This is a genomic window from Akkermansiaceae bacterium, from assembly GCA_024233115.1.
In the GTDB taxonomy this organism is placed as follows: Bacteria; Verrucomicrobiota; Verrucomicrobiia; order Verrucomicrobiales; family Akkermansiaceae; genus Oceaniferula.
The window spans coordinates 22,807-39,541 of the sequence record JACKQB010000007.1; the positions used below are offsets into that span (position 1 = coordinate 22,807).

The window sequence follows — 16,735 nt, forward strand, 5'->3', positions numbered from 1 at the left end:
CACCTCATCTCAAAAACATGCATTGGTCTATCATCACCCTCATTGTCATAGGAGCCCTGTTAGTCATCATCGTCATTTACGATCTCTTGCAAAAACAGCACGCCATTTTGAGGAACTTTCCTGTTTTAGGCCACTTCCGATATATCTTTGAAGCCATCGGACCGGAGCTGCGCCAATACATCGTCACCAACAATGACGAGGAGCGTCCCTTTTCCCGCGACCAGCGCCGCTGGGTCTACGCTTCATCGAAAAAAGAGAACAACTACTTTGGTTTCGGCACCGACAACGACATCGAACTGACTCCAAACTATCTCATTCTCAAACAGACGACATTTCCCCACCTCGAAATCGCAAAGGGTGAGAGCAACTTCGATCCTCTTCACACCATCCCCTGTGCCAAGGTCATGGGGGCGGCACGCGGGCGGGAAAAAGCGTTTCGGCCACGTTCCGTCGTCAATGTCTCCGCCATGAGCTTTGGCTCGCTGGGTAGTGCCGCGGTGGAGGCGATCAACAAGGGATGCAGCATCGCTGGCTGCATGCATAACACCGGCGAAGGCGGGGTCTCCATCCACCACCAGCACGGTGGTGACCTCACTCTCCAGATCGGCACAGGCTACTTCGGGTGTCGTGCCGCGGATGGCAGCTTCTCGATGGAGGTTTTACTCAGAACCATCGAGGCAAACCCTGCCATCAAGGCGATCGAGGTCAAACTCAGCCAGGGGGCGAAGCCGGGGATTGGAGGGCTCCTCCCGAAGGAAAAAATCACGGCTGAAATCTCGGTGGCGCGGGGTATTCCCAGGGACCGTGATTGCGCAAGCCCCTCACGCCACAGCGCCTTCAGCGATGCGGACAGTATGCTGGACTTTGTAGAAGACATCGCTGCCAGGACCGGGCTTCCTGTCGGTATCAAATCGGCGGTCGGCCAGCTCGATTTCTGGCACGATCTCGCTAGCCTCATGCAGGATGGAAAACGAGGTGTCGACTTCATCGTGATCGATGGCGGCGAGGGCGGCACCGGCGCATCCCCCCTGGTCTTTGCCGATCACGTCGCACTGCCATTCAAGCTCGCCTTCGCCCGGGTTTACGCCATTTTTTCACGCGCCGGCCTGACAGAAAAAATCGTCTTCATCGGCTCTGCCAAACTAGGCTTCCCCATGGACGCCTTGTTCGCATTCGGGCTTGGCTGCGACATGGTTTCTGTCGCACGTGAGGCGATGTTATCGATCGGCTGCATCCAAGCCCAGCGTTGCCACACCGGCCACTGCCCGGCTGGTGTTGCCACACATAACAAATGGCTGATGCGGGGGCTCGACCCCACTTTAAAAGCCGCCCGACTCGCCAACTACATCGTCACCCTGCGCCATGAGATCCTCAAGCTCTGCCACGCCGCCGGATTCTGTCACCCCGCCTTTGTCACCACCGACCACTTTGAAATCCTCGACGGCCAGTTGGGCGCTGTCTCCTTCAAGGAAACCTTTGGCTACGAGCTGGTCAAACAATCGCCCTGCGAGGACGACTGCAGCAAAATCCTGGATATCATGTCGTCATAGCCTCGATCCGGGCCATTTTTATTTAAGTGCCACCAAACACGGCTTCACCCCGGCCACCCGCCAGACACGTATACCCAAGGTCAAGGCCGCGACCCCCAGTCCCAGGGCGAGCCCCCACCAGACACCGCGCGCTCCAAGTCCATAGGAAAAGGCGAGGTAGGCACCTGCGGGAATGGCGACCACCCAGTAGGCCAGGATTCCAAGGCTGGCGGGAATTCTAACATCGCCCATACCACGCAGTGCCGACGAGGAAATGACCTGTGATCCGTCGAAAATCTGGAAGACACCGGCGATCAGCAATAATCCTGTCGCCAGTTCAATTACCTCGATGTCGTTGACGATTTGCGATGCAATCCATCGGCCAAAAAGGAGAAATGCCAGCATTGACATCCCGGTAAACAACAAGCCATACGCCCAGCCACCGAGGAGGATTGTCCTCTGCCTTGTAGCACCACCGCCACCGGATGCCTCCCCCATTCTAACCGTAAGAGCCATCGCAATTCCTAACGGCACCATAAATGAGGTCGATGCGCAGGTCAGGGCAACCTGGTGGGCGGCCAAGGCAGCCACTCCGATCGTACCAATCATCAAAGAACCCGCTGCAAAAGCACAGACTTCGGCAACGAGCTGAAGCCCGACAGGAATCCCCAGTGCTAACAGCGACCTCATTTCCTGCACCCGCAAGCCACCCAACCAACGCTTTGGACTCCAATCCCTCACTTGCGCAGACCGGGAGATCCACCGAAAGAGAGCCAGTGCAGTAAAACAGCGCGAGAGCAACGTCGCCCAACCAGCCCCTTCCAATCCCAGTGCTGGCAGGCCCCAGTTTCCGAAAATCAGCAACCAATTCAGAAAGACATTCAACATCACGCCTGAAAGCATGATCCAGAACGGCACCCATGGTCGGTTCAGGGCATCGGCATAATTTTTCCATGCCATCGCCACCAAAGCGGGAACCATTGAACAGGCGGCTAGAAACAAATAACCGGGAGTCGCATCCACGACTTCCCGAGCCTGGCCAAACATGTCAAGTGCTGGCATCAGTGCACTGATACCCGCCACCACGACCAGACCCAGGCCCAGAGCAAGCCATGTGCCGTTTCGCACCGCCGCCTTCACATCATCGACCCGCTGTGCCCCCCGCCCCTGGGAAACCCGGACCGAGACGGAGGTCAGGAGGCCAATACCAAACAACATCGGCACCATCAAAAGCGTGTTGGCAAACGTCGACGCCGCCAGGGGGACAATGCCCACATGCCCGATCATCACGGTGTCCGTCACCCCCATCAGCATCTGCCCCACCTGTCCCGCAATCAGAGGCAGGGCCAGGAGCAGGGTCGCCCGGGCCTCCGTCAAAAACGAAGGCCTGCACGTATCACCGTTTTGCTTGTTGTATTTAGGCTCCATTGTCACTACGCAGCGGCGCAACAACATCGTGTAAGCCAACCCCAGAAGTCGAGTTTTTACGGTACCCCATTTTCCCCCGCTCCCATTCTTCCATGCCCTGTGCTCGCCAGCCGCTCCCATGAAACGCCCCTATCTTCAGCTTCAGTTTCTGATCCTCATCCTCGCTTTCACCGCGATTCTCGGGCGTATGATCACCCTGCCTGCGCCCATACTCGTGTTATGGCGGGTTGGGCTCTCGGCGATAATCATGCTGGCATGGCTTGCCGTCTCAAGGCGTGCGCCCATCCGGGTGAACCGCGCGTTTATCGTCCGGGCCATGGGCGTCGGTATCATTCTTGGTATCCATTGGATCACCTTTTTCGGAGCCATCAAGCTAGCAAACATCTCCATCTGCCTGGCTGGCATGGCGAGCACCTCGTTTTTCACCTCGATTACCGAGCCCATGTTCAATCGTCGAAACCCCAGGCTCAGTGAGTTGATCATCGGTCTGATGGTGATCCCCGGACTGTTATTGATTGCAGGCGCCTCATGGGATCATGCCCTCGGCCTTGGCTGTGCCCTGCTCTCGGCATTGTTGGCATCGCTCATTCCGGTGCTCAATCGAAAATTCGCGCTTGAGGGTGTTGCTCCTCAGACTTTGACACTCTACGAGATGCTTGGTGCTGTGATCATATGCTTCATTTTCACGACATCCACAGGCATGCCTGTTCTAACACAACTACCATCAGGAATGGATTGGGTCTGGATCGGGCTGCTGTCCGCTGTATGCACGGTATGGGCGTTTTCATTTCATATCAGGCTGTTGGAAAAATTCACCGCCTTCGCCAGTAACCTCGCGTTGAATTTCGAACCGGTATACGGCATCCTCCTAGCCGCTGTTATTTTCCACGAATATGAAGAGTTAAACCCTCTCTTTTATTTCGGTGCCGCGTTTATCCTCGCCGCCAACGTCATCCATGCCCTCATTGGCAAAGATGACGAGCATCCACACGCCGCCCCTGGCGAACTGCCGCTGGAGTAAGCCCCCTGCCGCACGACGACTAATCCTGATGGGGAAGTGAAATCGTAAAACACGTTTCCTGCCCCGGGACAGAGGTAGCATGAATGACTCCTCCATGCGCTTCGATGGCACGTCGCACAATCGACAGCCCCAGACCGGTGCCCTTGACCTCGCTTTGTGAGTGGTGTTTTTCGACCCGGTAAAAGCGTTTGAAAATATAAGGAAGGTCTTCGGAGGGAATCCCGATTCCATTGTCACACACCGATATCCTCGTGGCTCCATCCTGCTTCCACGCCTTGACCGTCACCCTGAGAGGAGATTCCGGGTTTTGTTTGAGTGCATTTTCCACCAAATTAAAAATGATCTGCGTCCAATAAAAACGGTCGCCGATTATCGACAAATCATCAGGCGAAACATCGATGACAATCCGGGCATGCTGCTTGGCAATCATGGATTCCAGACGATCCTGCACATCCTGCACGCAACCCTTGATCGAAAACTCATCTTTGTTCAACACCATGGAATCACCTGACTCCATTTTGGAAATCACCAGCATATCCTCGACCAGACGCGTAATCCTCTGGCCGTGTTTACGCATCGTGCCGAGAAATTTCCTCGCGGTTTCCGGCTCTTCCAGAACATCGTCGTCGAGTAGGTTTTCCAAATATCCATTGATGATCGCCATCGGGGTGCGCAGCTCATGGGAAGCATTGGCTACAAAATCGCGCCGAACCTGGTCGGCCTGGTACTCGACGGTCACATCCCGGATAACCACGCGGGTAAGGCCTTCACCTCCATGCTGCTCCATCGGTGCTGCATCAATGACCCAGGCACTCACAGCCTGTTCCCCGGCAGAGCCGAGCGGTGTAAAGGCGGAGTGCAGGATCACGCGCTCCTGCATCGGCTTGCCCGTGCGAATGCACTTCATAATGGCAACCGACAACTGGTCATCAAGAAAGGCCTCCATGAGACTCCGGCCTTGTAGTCGCCGCCCCTTTACTAATTTCCGTGCATAGTCGTTGGCGAAAACAATATGACTGGTATCATCCACCAGAAGAAAGGCATCGCCAAGTGCATCCAGGAGCTGATCGCGTTCGCGCAACGCGTCTTTTCGCACCTCACGGTTCCGCCTTTCTTGCACAATCCGGTCCTTCGAGGTTTGCCTGTGCTGCAATACAAGCATCCCGCTGAGGATGATTACAACGATGATCAGAAGGGTTTCTAGCATGAACTGTCAGGATGTGGGAATAGAAACCTTATAACCTACGCCTCTGACGGTTTCCAGCATATCCGCGCGCACGCCCAACTTTTGGCGTAGTCGTTTCATGTGGGTATCCAAGGTCCGGCTTTGCACCTCACCGCTGTATCCCATCACCTCTATCAGGATATCATGGCGGTCCTGTGGCGTGTTTTTCCGTTCACACAGATAAAGCATCAACTTGAACTCCGTTGATGTTAGATCTGTCTGCTCCCCATCAACATAGAAGAGCAGGGAATTTTTCACAAACCTGAACGGACCGCAAACCAGCTCGGCACCACTGGCAGTCCTGCCTGACCGCTTGAGTAAATTCTTCACCCGCAACATCAGCTCCTTGGGGCTGAATGGCTTGGTCATGTAATCATCCGCACCGACTTCCAGTCCGAGAATCCTGTCCTCCGTCTGCCCACGAGCTGTTAGCATAATCACGGGGATAGCCCTCGTCGCAGCATCTTTCTTGAGCTCTTTAAAAAGAGAAATCCCATCCATTCCCGGCATCATCAAATCGAGGATAACCAGGTCCGGCAACAATGATTTGGCTGCGGCAAGACCTTTCAGGCCGTCCGGTGAGAGTTCTACCTGATAGTCGTTTCTCCTGAGGTTAAAGGCCACAAGGTCTGCGATATCTTCTTCGTCTTCGATGACTAGGATCGTTTGCATGTCTTTGATTGGTTTACGCCCGATGCTTACACCCATAGGCCGTCCAGCACTCAATCTTCATGTGTGACGGAATGGTCACACACCTAGCCGAATGTGTCGCTTTTGTAACGCATCATTTTTTGCCAACCGCAGGTGTCCGTGCGAAATACTGCACGTCGCTGACAAAAAAAGAGAGCGGCACATCACTACCAACCAACTAAAAACTATGAAACTGATTCAATCCGCTACATCCCTCCTCGCTGGTCTTGCACTATGCAGCACAGCCCAGGCCCAGTCCAAACTCGTCATCAAGGGCTCCGACACACTCGGTGCCAAAATGGTCCCCCAGCTGGCCGAGGCCTACAAAGCCGCCGGTAACAACGTGAACTTTGAAATCGCGGCTGAAGGCTCTTCCCAGTGTTTCACCGCCCTGCTCGACGGCACGGCTGATTTCGGCATGTCATCCCGCGCAGTCAAGGCACAGGAGAAAAACCAATTCGCCACCAAGGGCCAGGAGCTCATTGAGCACGTTGCCGGAGTTGATATGATCGCTGTGATCGTCAACGAAGCCAATGGCGTCAAGCAACTGACCAGGGAACAAATCGAGGGCATCTTCACAGGCGCCATCACTGACTGGTCCGAGGTCGGTGGCAAGGCGGGCAAAATCAATGCCTACACCCGCAACACCGCCTCCGGCACATACAAAACCTTCCAAAAGCTCGGTATGGGCAAGAAGGACTATGGTCAGAATACCCAGAAGATGGCTGGCAACACTCAGATTGCTGACGCGGTAGCCAAGGATGTCAACGGGATCGGCTACGTCGGGCTCGCCTACGTGAAGCGCGACGGCATCTCCCCAGCATCCGTCGATGGCGTGCTGCCTACCCCCGACAAGGCTAAAGACTACGCCCTCTCCCGCAATCTCTACTACTACACCGTAGGCCAGCCAGCTGGTGAGGCCGCCAAGTTCATCACGTGGGCTACCACCTCTGAGGAAGCAGCCAAGGTGATCAGCAAAGTTGGATTCATCCCTGCCAAGTAACCCTGACAAAGCGCTTGGTTCCGTCGGGTAACACAAGACGGCTACCCGATGGTTCACCACCAACTCCGGGCACCGCATATGATCATTTCATGTGCGGTGCCCCCCACTATTCCTTTTCCTGCAATCACCAGCCTGCGCCCCCTCCTCCCCGACTTCCCCTGTCACAGCATGAGTTCATTAAAACGATCCAAAAAAGATGTCACCTTTGGCAAACCCTCAGGCTTCAGCATACTTGGCATTGGAAAACAGGAGGCCATCAAGTACTTCTTTGGTGGTAATGCCACCCTGGCGGTCATCCTTATCTTTCTCATCGTCGGGTTTCTCGCATTCCATGCCTGGAATTTCCTTCCCCAGTATAAACAAAGCCTGACTCTCTATCGACTGTCCGGTCAGGAATTCACGGACTATGCGTCCGACCAGCTTGAGGCCCAGAAAGAGCTATCCTCACTTGCTTCACAAGTTCCGGCCTACGAACTAAAACATCGCCTTGGCGCACTCTATGATCTGGAGGCCGTTCACAGTGACTTCAAAAACAAGGCCCAGAAAAAGCTGATCGCCGAGCGCAAAGATGTCCAGCGCGCCCAGAGTAATCTCGAAAACACACTGGCCCAACAGCCCCCGGTACAGGCCGATATCCAGCGTGCGAAAGATCGTGTTGCTGAATCAATCTCCACCTTGAGGAACCGGTCCCGGGAAATACTCAGCGAAATCGACTATTCAGATCTCGATAACAAAAGCCTCGTTACCGACACCAAGTATCTTGATGACATCAGGGCATCCGTCACCGACAACATCATCACCGGAGAAACCACGGGTTTCATCAAGGGTATCCGGGAACTCGAAGCAAAAGAGACCGCCATCGTCCGTGCTTTACCACATATGCAACAACTGGAGGAAGCCCGCGAAATGCTCGTCGCTCCGCAAGATGCATTTGCCGCCTACCTGAAAAAATACCGCCTGATCGCCTCCGACAACAAGGGTCAGGCAGAAACCCATTCCACGGCGGCTGAGCGCAAAGAGGCCCAACTCACCAAGGCCCGGCTGGCAACCAGCGGGGAGCAACGCAAGATCGACCTCATCAAAGCCGAGCGCATCCTCACGGAAACCCCTGACTACGACCGGCTCAACCAGCCGCTCTACCAATCTCTCGACGAGCATCTCAGCGTTCAAAAACAACTGGTTGAACACACCAGGCTCGCACTTGATTCACTCCCCGGGGCAGACGCCTTTGACGGACCTAAGGCCAGAAGCCGGATCGACAAAATCCATTCTCTCGGCAAAAAGTTCTTTGTCACCGTCGCGTCCAAGCGGGAGAAAATGGAGGCATGGTCACACACCAAGCCGGTCGGCTATGGTCAGGCGCTGAGCGGATTTTTCATGGGCACCCAATGGGTATCCAACTCGTCATGGCAGGACTTCTACGGTGTCCTGCCTCTCCTTGCCGGGTCGTGTTTGGTTGCTCTTGTCGCCATCATGCTGGCCATCCCCTTTGCCGTCGGTGGAGCGATCTATGTCAACCGTCTCTCATCTCCTTTCGAACAGCGGTGGATCAAGCCTATCATTGAATTTATTGGTGCCATACCCTCGATCGTCATGGCCTTCCTCGGCGTTGTGGTCGTTGGAGCCCTCATTCAGGAACACTCGCAAAACCCACTCATCAGTTGGCTTCCCAGCTTTCCGGTGGAGCAGGACAAAACGATTCTCACAGCAGGTATCCTGCTGGCACTCATGGCGATCCCCACCGTGTTTACCCTCGCGGAGGATGCCTTGAACAATGTGCCCAAGGCCTACAAAGAAGCGGCTCTCGCCCTCGGCTCCACCAATTTGCAAACCGTCTTCAGAGTCATCCTGCCAAGTTGTGGATCAGGTATCATCGCCGCTGTATTGTTAGGTTTTGGCCGTATCATTGGCGAAACCATGGTCGTCCTCCTGGTGATGGGCGGACGTATTGCCATCCCTGATTCCATTTCCGATCCTGCACATTCCATGACAGGAATCATGGCCCAGGAAATCGGTGAAGTCGAACAAGGCTCACTTCACTGGAGCGCCCTGTTCATGGTCGGCCTACTGCTTTTCATCATCGCCCTGACACTGAACTACCTTGCCCAGACGATCCTGAGAAGGCTCAGCAAACATTCCTGATCATCCCCCTTCATTGTTCCGCTATTCCCATCATAACCATGGAAGAAACCAACCATCCATTTTGCGCAAAGCGCAACCCACAGCATGCCAAGGAAACTTTGGTCAGGCTGATGCTCGTCTTTTTCACCTACTCCATCATTCTGGCGGCCCTCGGTATTTTTGGAAACATCCTCTATAACGGTGCCCCCGTGCTCTGGCAAAAAGGCTGGTCGTTTTTCACCAAAAAACCTCAAACCCTCTTTGTCAACCAAGTCGAGAAAAGCCGGGGTGTGGAGATCCCGGCCGACAATTTCGAGGGGCTGCTCGCCAACAATCCGGATGCCGAAAGCTGGCTGGACAATGTGACGGAGTACGATCACACCACGGAATTTGTCCAGTTCGACCTGCTTGCCAACTCCCGCATCGGCAACGGCTACCTCATGGAACTGGAAAGCCTCAATCCCGGTTTCCGCCTGGCATACACAGGACGCGACACCGACTGCCCGGTTGGGTTCCAGCTTGCAGCCGATAAAAAAATCAGCCTATCCGACAGCGACTATCACAGCCTCCGGGAAGCCGATGCCTCCCTGCTGCCGTCAGACATCACCCGGCGTGACATCAAGCTCAGCGACTTCAAAGTGACGGTCGCTGCCGGTGAATACCCCATTGGCAAAGCGGCCCATGATGCTTTGGTGCCCACGCCACTCGTTTTTAAAATGCGCCAGACATTTGCCGACGACGAGCCGGACAAAATCAACCGCACGGTCGTCCCCCATGAGCAGACAATCACCATTGATGCGACTACTTTCTATGCCGCCTTTGATGAGGACGAGCGCGGGACCCTTCCGGTCAAGGCTGAGCAGGCTGTTCCATTCACCCGCACGTTCCATGACTTCACACTCTCAGCGGGTTCACATGCGACAACCCGGGCCGCACTGGCCATTCTCGAGAAATACGGCGTCCAGCACCTTCATAACACCAGCACAGGGGCCGTCATCGTCAACGCTGATGAGCCCCAACTGACTGTGCCCAAGGCGTTCTGGAGTCAGCTCATTGCTTGCAACCCCGGCCTTCTGACCACCCGGGTCAGCAGCATCGTCAAAAGCACTCCCTATATCCGCTTTGACATCACCAGGGACACCGAGATTCAGCTCGATACTGAAGACCGGGAAAGCATCGCTTCAGCGAACGAATCCACCGGAAAATTCAAAACCACCGGCGAAGAAACACATTCATATTCCGGCGGCGGGGTGTTAGGGCCGATTATTGGCACCGGCTTGCTGGTCGTCATCTGTATGGTCATCGCATTGTTCACGGGTATTGCCGCTTCGATTTTCCTCAACGAATACGCCCATGGCGGCTCCTTCGTCAAAACCGTCCGCCTTGCCATGCTTAATCTGGCAGGTGTTCCGTCCATTGTTTTCGGACTGTTTGGTCTTGGGTTGTTTGTGATTCTGGCTCCATGCGTCACATCCACTCCAAAAGCTTCAACCACATTCATGGTTCCCCTCGTCAAGCTCGGCTCCGCCCCCGATCTTCGCACCATCGAGGAGCAACACATCCTGGTCGTAGACCAATCCAACCTGAACAGCAGCCAGCTCAGCACACAAGCTGCTGCCAGCGGTGACAAACTCATCTACGACGGATGGATCTGGCTCTCCCTGCAAGGTTGGGGCACCTCCCTGATTGCTGGCGGATTTACCCTGGCGATGATGGTCTTACCGGTGATCATTACTTCATGTGAAGAGTCTTTGCGAGCCGTGCCCATGGGATTCCGGGAAGCATCGCTTGCCTTGGGCGCCAGCAAGTGGCAATCGATCCGGACTGCCGTTCTGCCGTATGCCTTTCCAGGTATCCTAACCGCCTCCGTGTTAGGAATTACCCGTGTTGCCGGAGAAACCGCACCGATCATGTTCACCGCGGCGGTGGCGGAAAAATCAGAACTCCCGTGGCAGGGCCTGAAATCCACTGGGTTCGATGCCTTCCTCGATTTTCTCCAGAGTTCCGTCCAGGCACTCCCCTACCACATCTACACCGTGGCCGGCCGCATCCCACAGTCGGAATACACCGAGCCGATGCAATACGGCTCCGTGATGGTCTTTATGCTCATCGTGATGTTTTTTGCGGCTGTCTCAGTCTGGATGCGCATCCGAATCCGTAAAAAACTCAAATGGTAAACATCCCGCAACCCAACCATTCATTGACAAACACCACTCATCTTATGAACCAGCAGGAAATACGCAGCCTTGACCTAACAGCAAACCAGGCTGCCCAGGCAGTAGCCGTCGCCAGTCCGCAGTCACCAGACGCCCCTTTGCGCCAGGACCCAGCCCATGTTAGGCATCGATCAACGAAGGCGACCACCGAAAAAGGCATGGAACTCGAGAAACCGATGATCAAAATCGACGACCTGTCATTTTCCTATGATCATGGAAAAACCAACACCCTCCGCAACATCACCCTGGACATCCCGGAAAGGCAAGTCACGGCATTTATCGGGCCATCGGGCTGTGGTAAATCAACCTTGCTACGGTGCCTCAACCGGATGAATGACCTGGTGGAAACCGCCTGTATCACCAATGGCCACATCCAGATCATGGGACAGGACATCAATGCCAGGAACGTCTCGGCCATCGAGCTACGCAAACAAGTCGGTATGGTGTTTCAAAAATACAACCCGTTTCCCAAAAGCATCTACGACAACGTCGCTTACGGGCTGCGCATCCAGGGGATAAAAAAGAAAAACCTGCTCGATGAAGCCGTGGAACGCAGTCTGCACGGTGCAGCGCTCTGGGACGAGGTCAAAGACCGGCTCAAGGATTCTGCCCTCGGTCTCTCAGGCGGCCAACAACAACGCCTTTGCATTGCCCGCACCATTGCTGTGCGCCCCAAGGTCATCCTCATGGACGAGCCCTGCTCTGCTCTCGACCCGATTGCGACGGCCAAGGTGGAGGAGTTGATGCTCGAACTACGCAAGGACTTTACCATTGTTATCGTCACCCACTCGATGCAGCAGGCGAGTCGTATTTCCGACCGCACCGCCTTCTTCTACCTCGGCGAGCTCATCGAATACGCATCAACGTCTCACATTTTCACCAACCCGTCTGTTAGCCAAACCGAGGATTATATATCCGGTAGGTTCGGCTAATTCCCCCTACCACTTCACACCATCAATAACATGCACAATAACGAACATATCCTCAGCACGTTCAACGCGGCTATCCAGGAACTCAAGGAAACCACGCTGACCATGGCGGCGGGTACTCAACGCAATCTCCAAAATGCCATCAAAGGCCTTCTTCAAAGGGACAAACAACTCTGTAACCAGGCAATTGTCGATGATGAGGATGAGGATCAGCTTGAGATCCTCATCGATAACCTGGGTATGCAGCTGATCATCCGCTTCCGACCCGTTGCCAGCGATTTGCGTCTGGTCATCGGAACCATGAAAACGGCGACCAACCTGGAACGCATTTCCGACCAAGCCGTCAGTATTGCCAAACGGGCCCGTAAAATGTTGAAAAACGATGCGGTTCCTGAAATTGCCCGTATCGAAGGCCTCTATCAAGTCGCTGCCAGGATGCTGGCTGATTCAGTGACCGCCTACAGCGATGGTGACGCCGACCTGGCACTCACCGTGATCGAGCGGGAAACGCTTTTGAAAAAAGCCCACAAGAGCACCTCTCGCTTTTTCTCCAGGAAACTCGAAGGTGAAACCGCCCACTACCGCGACTACCTCGATCTGGTTTTCGTTTGTCGCTGGCTTGAACGCGTCGGCAACCTCGCCACCAACATTGCCGAAGACGTCATCTTCGAAGAAACCTCCGCGGATATCCGGCATGGTGGCGAACTCCCATCCGAACTCACCGATCCGTCGCACTAAATCTGATAGGTCGATGACCTTGGGGTACCCATCACATTCGGCATGAGGTCTTTATCCACGATCGTGTTCGGGGTGGTCATGCGCCCCGTTCCGATCTTCCTGCCCGGGTAGACACAGGTATTGACTCCCGTATGTACGCCGTCCCCAATGACTGCACCAAACTTCATCCGCTGGGTGTCTACCAGCCTCCCCTTGACCAAGGACTGGTGATTGGTGCCGTCGTGGCGGTTGTTTGACAAAACCGTACCGGTGCCAAGGTAGACGTGCGAGCCTATCAGCGAGTCGCCCACGTTGCACAAATGCTTAATATTTGTATGCGGGTAGATCACTGAGTTTTTAACCTCAACGGCATTTCCAATACGGCAGTGGTCACCAATCGATGTGTTGCCCCGGATATACGCATTGGGCCCGATCCGGCAGTTTTCACCAATGATCACATTGCCCTCAATGTAGACCCCTGGAAGGATCACGGACCCTTTTCCCAGATGCAGATGGCCGTCCACATAGGCCAGCGGGTTGATGTCTCCGGCAATCTCTGAGCTCTCCATCAACGAGAGCACCTCCTCATTGAGCTTCAACAAGTCCCATGGGTAGCGAATACGAAAACAGTGTGCCTGCGTCACCATGTCACCACTACAGTTCTCCGGTTTCTTAGCGCCCTTCCACGCGATCAGGTCGCCCCGGTTGTCCCTGAGACAGGTCGGTGTCCCCGATCTTGCCAGAAGACACAATGCCCCTACTTCTATCCAGTGGTCAACCGGAAGGTGCAGGGTACGGTCCGTTGCCTTGTCGTTGGCTACTATATCGAAGCCCGCCTGCATCAGCTCGTTTTTGATAAGCTCCGTGAGCTTGTGATTCGCAATCAGGCAATCACCAAGCTGGCGACCATGGGTGATGGGGGCACAGCACTGCGTGCTGAGGGGATCGTGGAGTGTAGCCTGCATATCAAAAATGTTTACATGTTCGTCACCATATAAAACGGCCGTTTTCCTTTTGGAAAGGCTAATCGAACAAAAATAACAAAAAATCCGGTCTTGGCACCCTCACTGCCTACCGGTCATCATCGTCCAGTGCCCGCCGTCAACACCGACACCTATCACATTGGAACCCCCCTTGGTAAACATGATGAATCGGTGCCCGTCAGAGCCGAACCATCCGGTATAGGCAGAGATATACGAGGGCGACCCCATATAGATGTTCTCACCTGTCCAGCTACCCTGGAATTTTGCTTTACGCGCCCTGTCGGCCGGTGATTTTTTCCCGGGAACCGGAGAGGTATGTGAAAAAAATCCGCCCGTGCGCATGTCGTTCGAGTGCCCCCATGCCGCTTCACTCAAGCGTTCTTCCAATAGCAGTGGGGGCAAGCCCATAATGGCCCGCTCATCATTAAGATGATTGGAAAAGTCCCTCTGGCTTCCATTGGCCCATTTGCTTTCGGCATTGTGTTTTTTAGCAGCGGCCATATCCGCCGCCGCTTTTTTGGTTGTATTCCATTTATCCAACTGCTCCCTCCATTCCCCAGCATCAAAACTGTCCTCGTAGACAATGTCTTCCAGCTCTTCCTGGTCGGGCAGGTCGTGGGCATTGTCCCCGTCTTCACTCCGGTCGATACTCAGTAGCTCCCATTCGATTTCCACAAGGGCCTGAAACGCAACGGTGATGCTCTTGTCAAGAGACACAGTGTTAGATCCCACCAGCCTGTGCAAGCGTTTGTGATTCCGTCCGATCCCCTCCAGCTCATTCCGGAGCATGCGGATCTTGGCGGGGTCCTTTTTCCAGTCGGTGTGAATCAGTGCCATCACACGTTCCCGCTCTGTTCCAATTTCATCAAAGAGGCGGGCGTGTTCGGAATAGGGATTGCCCCGCGTGCCCATGGCTCTACGCATCGCCCCCTGGTGGTGAAGCTTGGCTTTTTGTAATATCCTCCGGTAGCCGGGCATCGACTCCTTGCCAAGGTGCTGGAAGGTCCGATAGGCAGCCTTGCGTGTGCCCTGGTCCGAGCTTTTCATGGCGGCCAAGGCTTTTTCTTGAAACGAGGCCGACAGGTCAGCTGCGGGGGACAACAGTATCGATGCCAACAATAAAGAGATGGGTAGCAATGCACGCATGGTCTCGCGTTCTTTGTTACCCCCAATGTGGCTGTAATGGAAGCGTAATTCCACGCCCGCACACGACGGTATGACCCGCCGAAATGCCTCAAGACGAAAGCGCGTAAGCAATGTGCGGCGTATACAGTGCCGGCTCGAGAAGAAAAGAATCATGCCCCTTATCCGAGTGCACGGTGATATGCATGGTATCCACATTGGCGGCTTCGAGCCCTGTGACGATTTCGGCCTGCTCCTCAGGATAGAAACAAAAGTCAGAATCAATGCTGAAAACGAGGAATTTATGTCCGTTGTCTGCGCACTTCCCGAACAATTCCAATGGATTTTCCGCACCAGCCTCCTGGCAGGCATCATACCTTGACCACATATCAATGATGCGGAGGTAGGTATTGGCATCAAAGCGTTTCACAAATTTCTTACCTTGATGCAGCATATAGCTTTGAAACGTGTCCTGCACTCGATACCACGCGAGTGTTTCGTTGTCCTGACGCACTTCCTCCCTCGCCCGGCTCTCAATCGCATCCAGGTGCACAAATGTCTTGTGGGAAATCATCCGGGCCAAAGCCAGACCATAATCCGGATGTGGGGCATCGTAATAATCACCACCATTAAAATACGGATCATTTTCGATGGCGAGGATTTGCTCAAATAATATCAGCCGGTTCAGCACCGTGGTTTTCATACCACTGGCAATGGGAATCACCGTTTTTACCCGTTCCGGGTAGAGGGTGGCAAACGACAGGGTCACCAACCCACCCACTGATGGGCCTACGGCCGCGTGCAACACATCCACGCCCAGCCTGTCTAACAAGGCGATCTGCATCTTGACCTGATCGACCACCGAGATCTGGGGAAACTTCGATCCATACCGTTTTCCAGTCTCAGGGTTCATCGATCTAGGGCCCGTAGTACCATAACAACCGCCGAGATAGTTGGCGCAAATGATGAAGAAGCGATCCGTGTCCAGGGCTTTGCCCGGCCCCATAAAATCATCCCACCAGCCTCGGTGAAGCTCCTCTTTCCATAACTCCCCTGCCTCGGGAAGCGATGGATTATAGCCACAGGCATGGTGGGAGCCGGACAAGGCGTGCGAGAGTAAAATCACGTTCGACCTGTCCCGGTTCATGGTCCCCCAGGTCTGGTAGGCCACTTCCACCTCAGGTAACACGCCACCACACTTGAGGGTGAATGCTCCACCATCAAGTGTTACGACTTCAGTCTTCACCATCGCCGCAGGATCGGCCGTGGTATTATTTGCTACGTCGGACACGGGGGGGATTGTCCATAGATCGGCGACGAATAACACCGTTTTTTGTGACAAAAAACGTCTGCCAATATCAGAGTCCCCGTTTGATGGCAGCGTACTCGGACTTCAACGCCTCAAGTTCTGCCTCTTTCCGGACAATGCCCTCATGCACGGCAGCCAGCCTTTCCAATTTTCTTGCGAAATCGGCGGGCGAAAGCGCCGCTTGTTTTCCAACGGCGGATGGTGCCGGCTCCCCTGCTCTTTTAAGCCACTGGCCGATGGTGATCTGGCTGACCTTGAATTTCCGCGAGGCGGCGGCAGCTCCCCCGCGGCCTTTGTTGGCGTTAAAGGTATCGACATAAGCCAGAACCTCCGCCTTCTGCTGAGGTGAATAACGATTCCCCCGTGTCGATTTCTTCGCTTTTTTAGCCATTCCAATCAAATCGATTCTTTACTATTCAGAGTATGGATTAAGAAAAAAGGG

Annotated in this window: 14 protein-coding genes; 7 read left to right on the forward strand and 7 right to left on the reverse strand. The window is 54.5% G+C overall.

The genetic code is table 11. The features are described from left to right. Positions 1 to 17: 17 nt before the first annotated feature. The gene (locus H7A51_17735; protein MCP5538060.1) at positions 18 to 1,550 is read left to right on the forward strand and encodes an FMN-binding glutamate synthase family protein; all 1,533 of its coding nucleotides are present in this window, start codon (positions 18 to 20) and stop codon (positions 1,548 to 1,550) included. A gap of 18 nt (positions 1,551 to 1,568) precedes the next feature. Here the strand turns inward: H7A51_17735 and H7A51_17740 are convergent, their stop codons facing one another. Beyond that, on the reverse strand, positions 1,569 to 2,957 hold the full coding sequence (locus H7A51_17740; GenBank protein ID MCP5538061.1) for an MATE family efflux transporter: 1,389 nt from the start codon (positions 2,955 to 2,957) through the stop codon (positions 1,569 to 1,571). 118 nt (positions 2,958 to 3,075) lie between these two features. On the opposite strand from H7A51_17740, the gene H7A51_17745 reads away from it, so the two are divergent. Continuing rightward, positions 3,076 to 3,978: a DMT family transporter gene (locus tag H7A51_17745; GenBank protein ID MCP5538062.1), complete on the forward strand. Its 903-nt coding sequence runs from the start codon at positions 3,076 to 3,078 to the stop codon at positions 3,976 to 3,978. A 19-nt stretch (positions 3,979 to 3,997) separates the two neighbouring features. On the opposite strand, the gene H7A51_17750 is transcribed toward H7A51_17745, so the two are convergent. Beyond that, positions 3,998 to 5,185, reverse strand: coding sequence for a hypothetical protein (locus H7A51_17750; GenBank protein ID MCP5538063.1), 1,188 nt, complete (start codon positions 5,183 to 5,185; stop codon positions 3,998 to 4,000). Positions 5,186 to 5,191: 6 nt separating this feature from the next. Next, the gene (locus H7A51_17755) at positions 5,192 to 5,875 is read right to left on the reverse strand and encodes a response regulator transcription factor (GenBank protein ID MCP5538064.1); all 684 of its coding nucleotides are present in this window, start codon (positions 5,873 to 5,875) and stop codon (positions 5,192 to 5,194) included. A 205-nt stretch (positions 5,876 to 6,080) separates the two neighbouring features. Here H7A51_17755 and H7A51_17760 point away from each other — a divergent pair, with 205 nt between their 5' ends. The 5 genes from H7A51_17760 to phoU all read left to right on the forward strand — a co-directional run bounded on the left by H7A51_17760 (position 6,081) and on the right by phoU (position 12,900). Continuing rightward, positions 6,081 to 6,896, forward strand: a complete 816-nt coding sequence (locus H7A51_17760) for a phosphate ABC transporter substrate-binding protein (protein ID MCP5538065.1) — start codon at positions 6,081 to 6,083, stop codon at positions 6,894 to 6,896. Between the two features lie 78 nt (positions 6,897 to 6,974). Continuing rightward, positions 6,975 to 9,038: a phosphate ABC transporter permease subunit PstC gene (pstC, locus tag H7A51_17765; protein MCP5538066.1), complete on the forward strand. Its 2,064-nt coding sequence runs from the start codon at positions 6,975 to 6,977 to the stop codon at positions 9,036 to 9,038. A gap of 38 nt (positions 9,039 to 9,076) precedes the next feature. Next, positions 9,077 to 11,194 (forward strand): ABC transporter permease subunit, encoded by a 2,118-nt coding sequence (locus H7A51_17770; protein MCP5538067.1) that lies wholly within the window; start codon positions 9,077 to 9,079, stop codon positions 11,192 to 11,194. Between the two features lie 44 nt (positions 11,195 to 11,238). Further along, entirely contained in the window at positions 11,239 to 12,165 is a 927-nt protein-coding gene (pstB, locus tag H7A51_17775) for a phosphate ABC transporter ATP-binding protein (protein MCP5538068.1), read from the forward strand. A gap of 30 nt (positions 12,166 to 12,195) precedes the next feature. Further along, the gene (phoU, locus tag H7A51_17780) at positions 12,196 to 12,900 is read left to right on the forward strand and encodes a phosphate signaling complex protein PhoU (protein ID MCP5538069.1); all 705 of its coding nucleotides are present in this window, start codon (positions 12,196 to 12,198) and stop codon (positions 12,898 to 12,900) included. Here the strand turns inward: phoU and H7A51_17785 are convergent. The 4 genes from H7A51_17785 to H7A51_17800 form a co-directional block, all read right to left on the reverse strand. Beyond that, positions 12,897 to 13,844, reverse strand: a complete 948-nt coding sequence (locus tag H7A51_17785) for a hypothetical protein (protein ID MCP5538070.1) — start codon at positions 13,842 to 13,844, stop codon at positions 12,897 to 12,899. The genes phoU and H7A51_17785 overlap by 4 nt on opposite strands. Positions 13,845 to 13,943: 99 nt before the next feature. Next, positions 13,944 to 15,008, reverse strand: coding sequence for a CAP domain-containing protein (locus H7A51_17790; GenBank protein ID MCP5538071.1), 1,065 nt, complete (start codon positions 15,006 to 15,008; stop codon positions 13,944 to 13,946). A gap of 88 nt (positions 15,009 to 15,096) precedes the next feature. Then, positions 15,097 to 16,233, reverse strand: a complete 1,137-nt coding sequence (locus H7A51_17795) for a homoserine O-acetyltransferase (GenBank protein ID MCP5538072.1) — start codon at positions 16,231 to 16,233, stop codon at positions 15,097 to 15,099. Between the two features lie 109 nt (positions 16,234 to 16,342). After that, the gene (locus H7A51_17800; GenBank protein MCP5538073.1) at positions 16,343 to 16,684 is read right to left on the reverse strand and encodes a hypothetical protein; all 342 of its coding nucleotides are present in this window, start codon (positions 16,682 to 16,684) and stop codon (positions 16,343 to 16,345) included. Between the last annotated feature and the right edge of the window lie 51 nt (positions 16,685 to 16,735).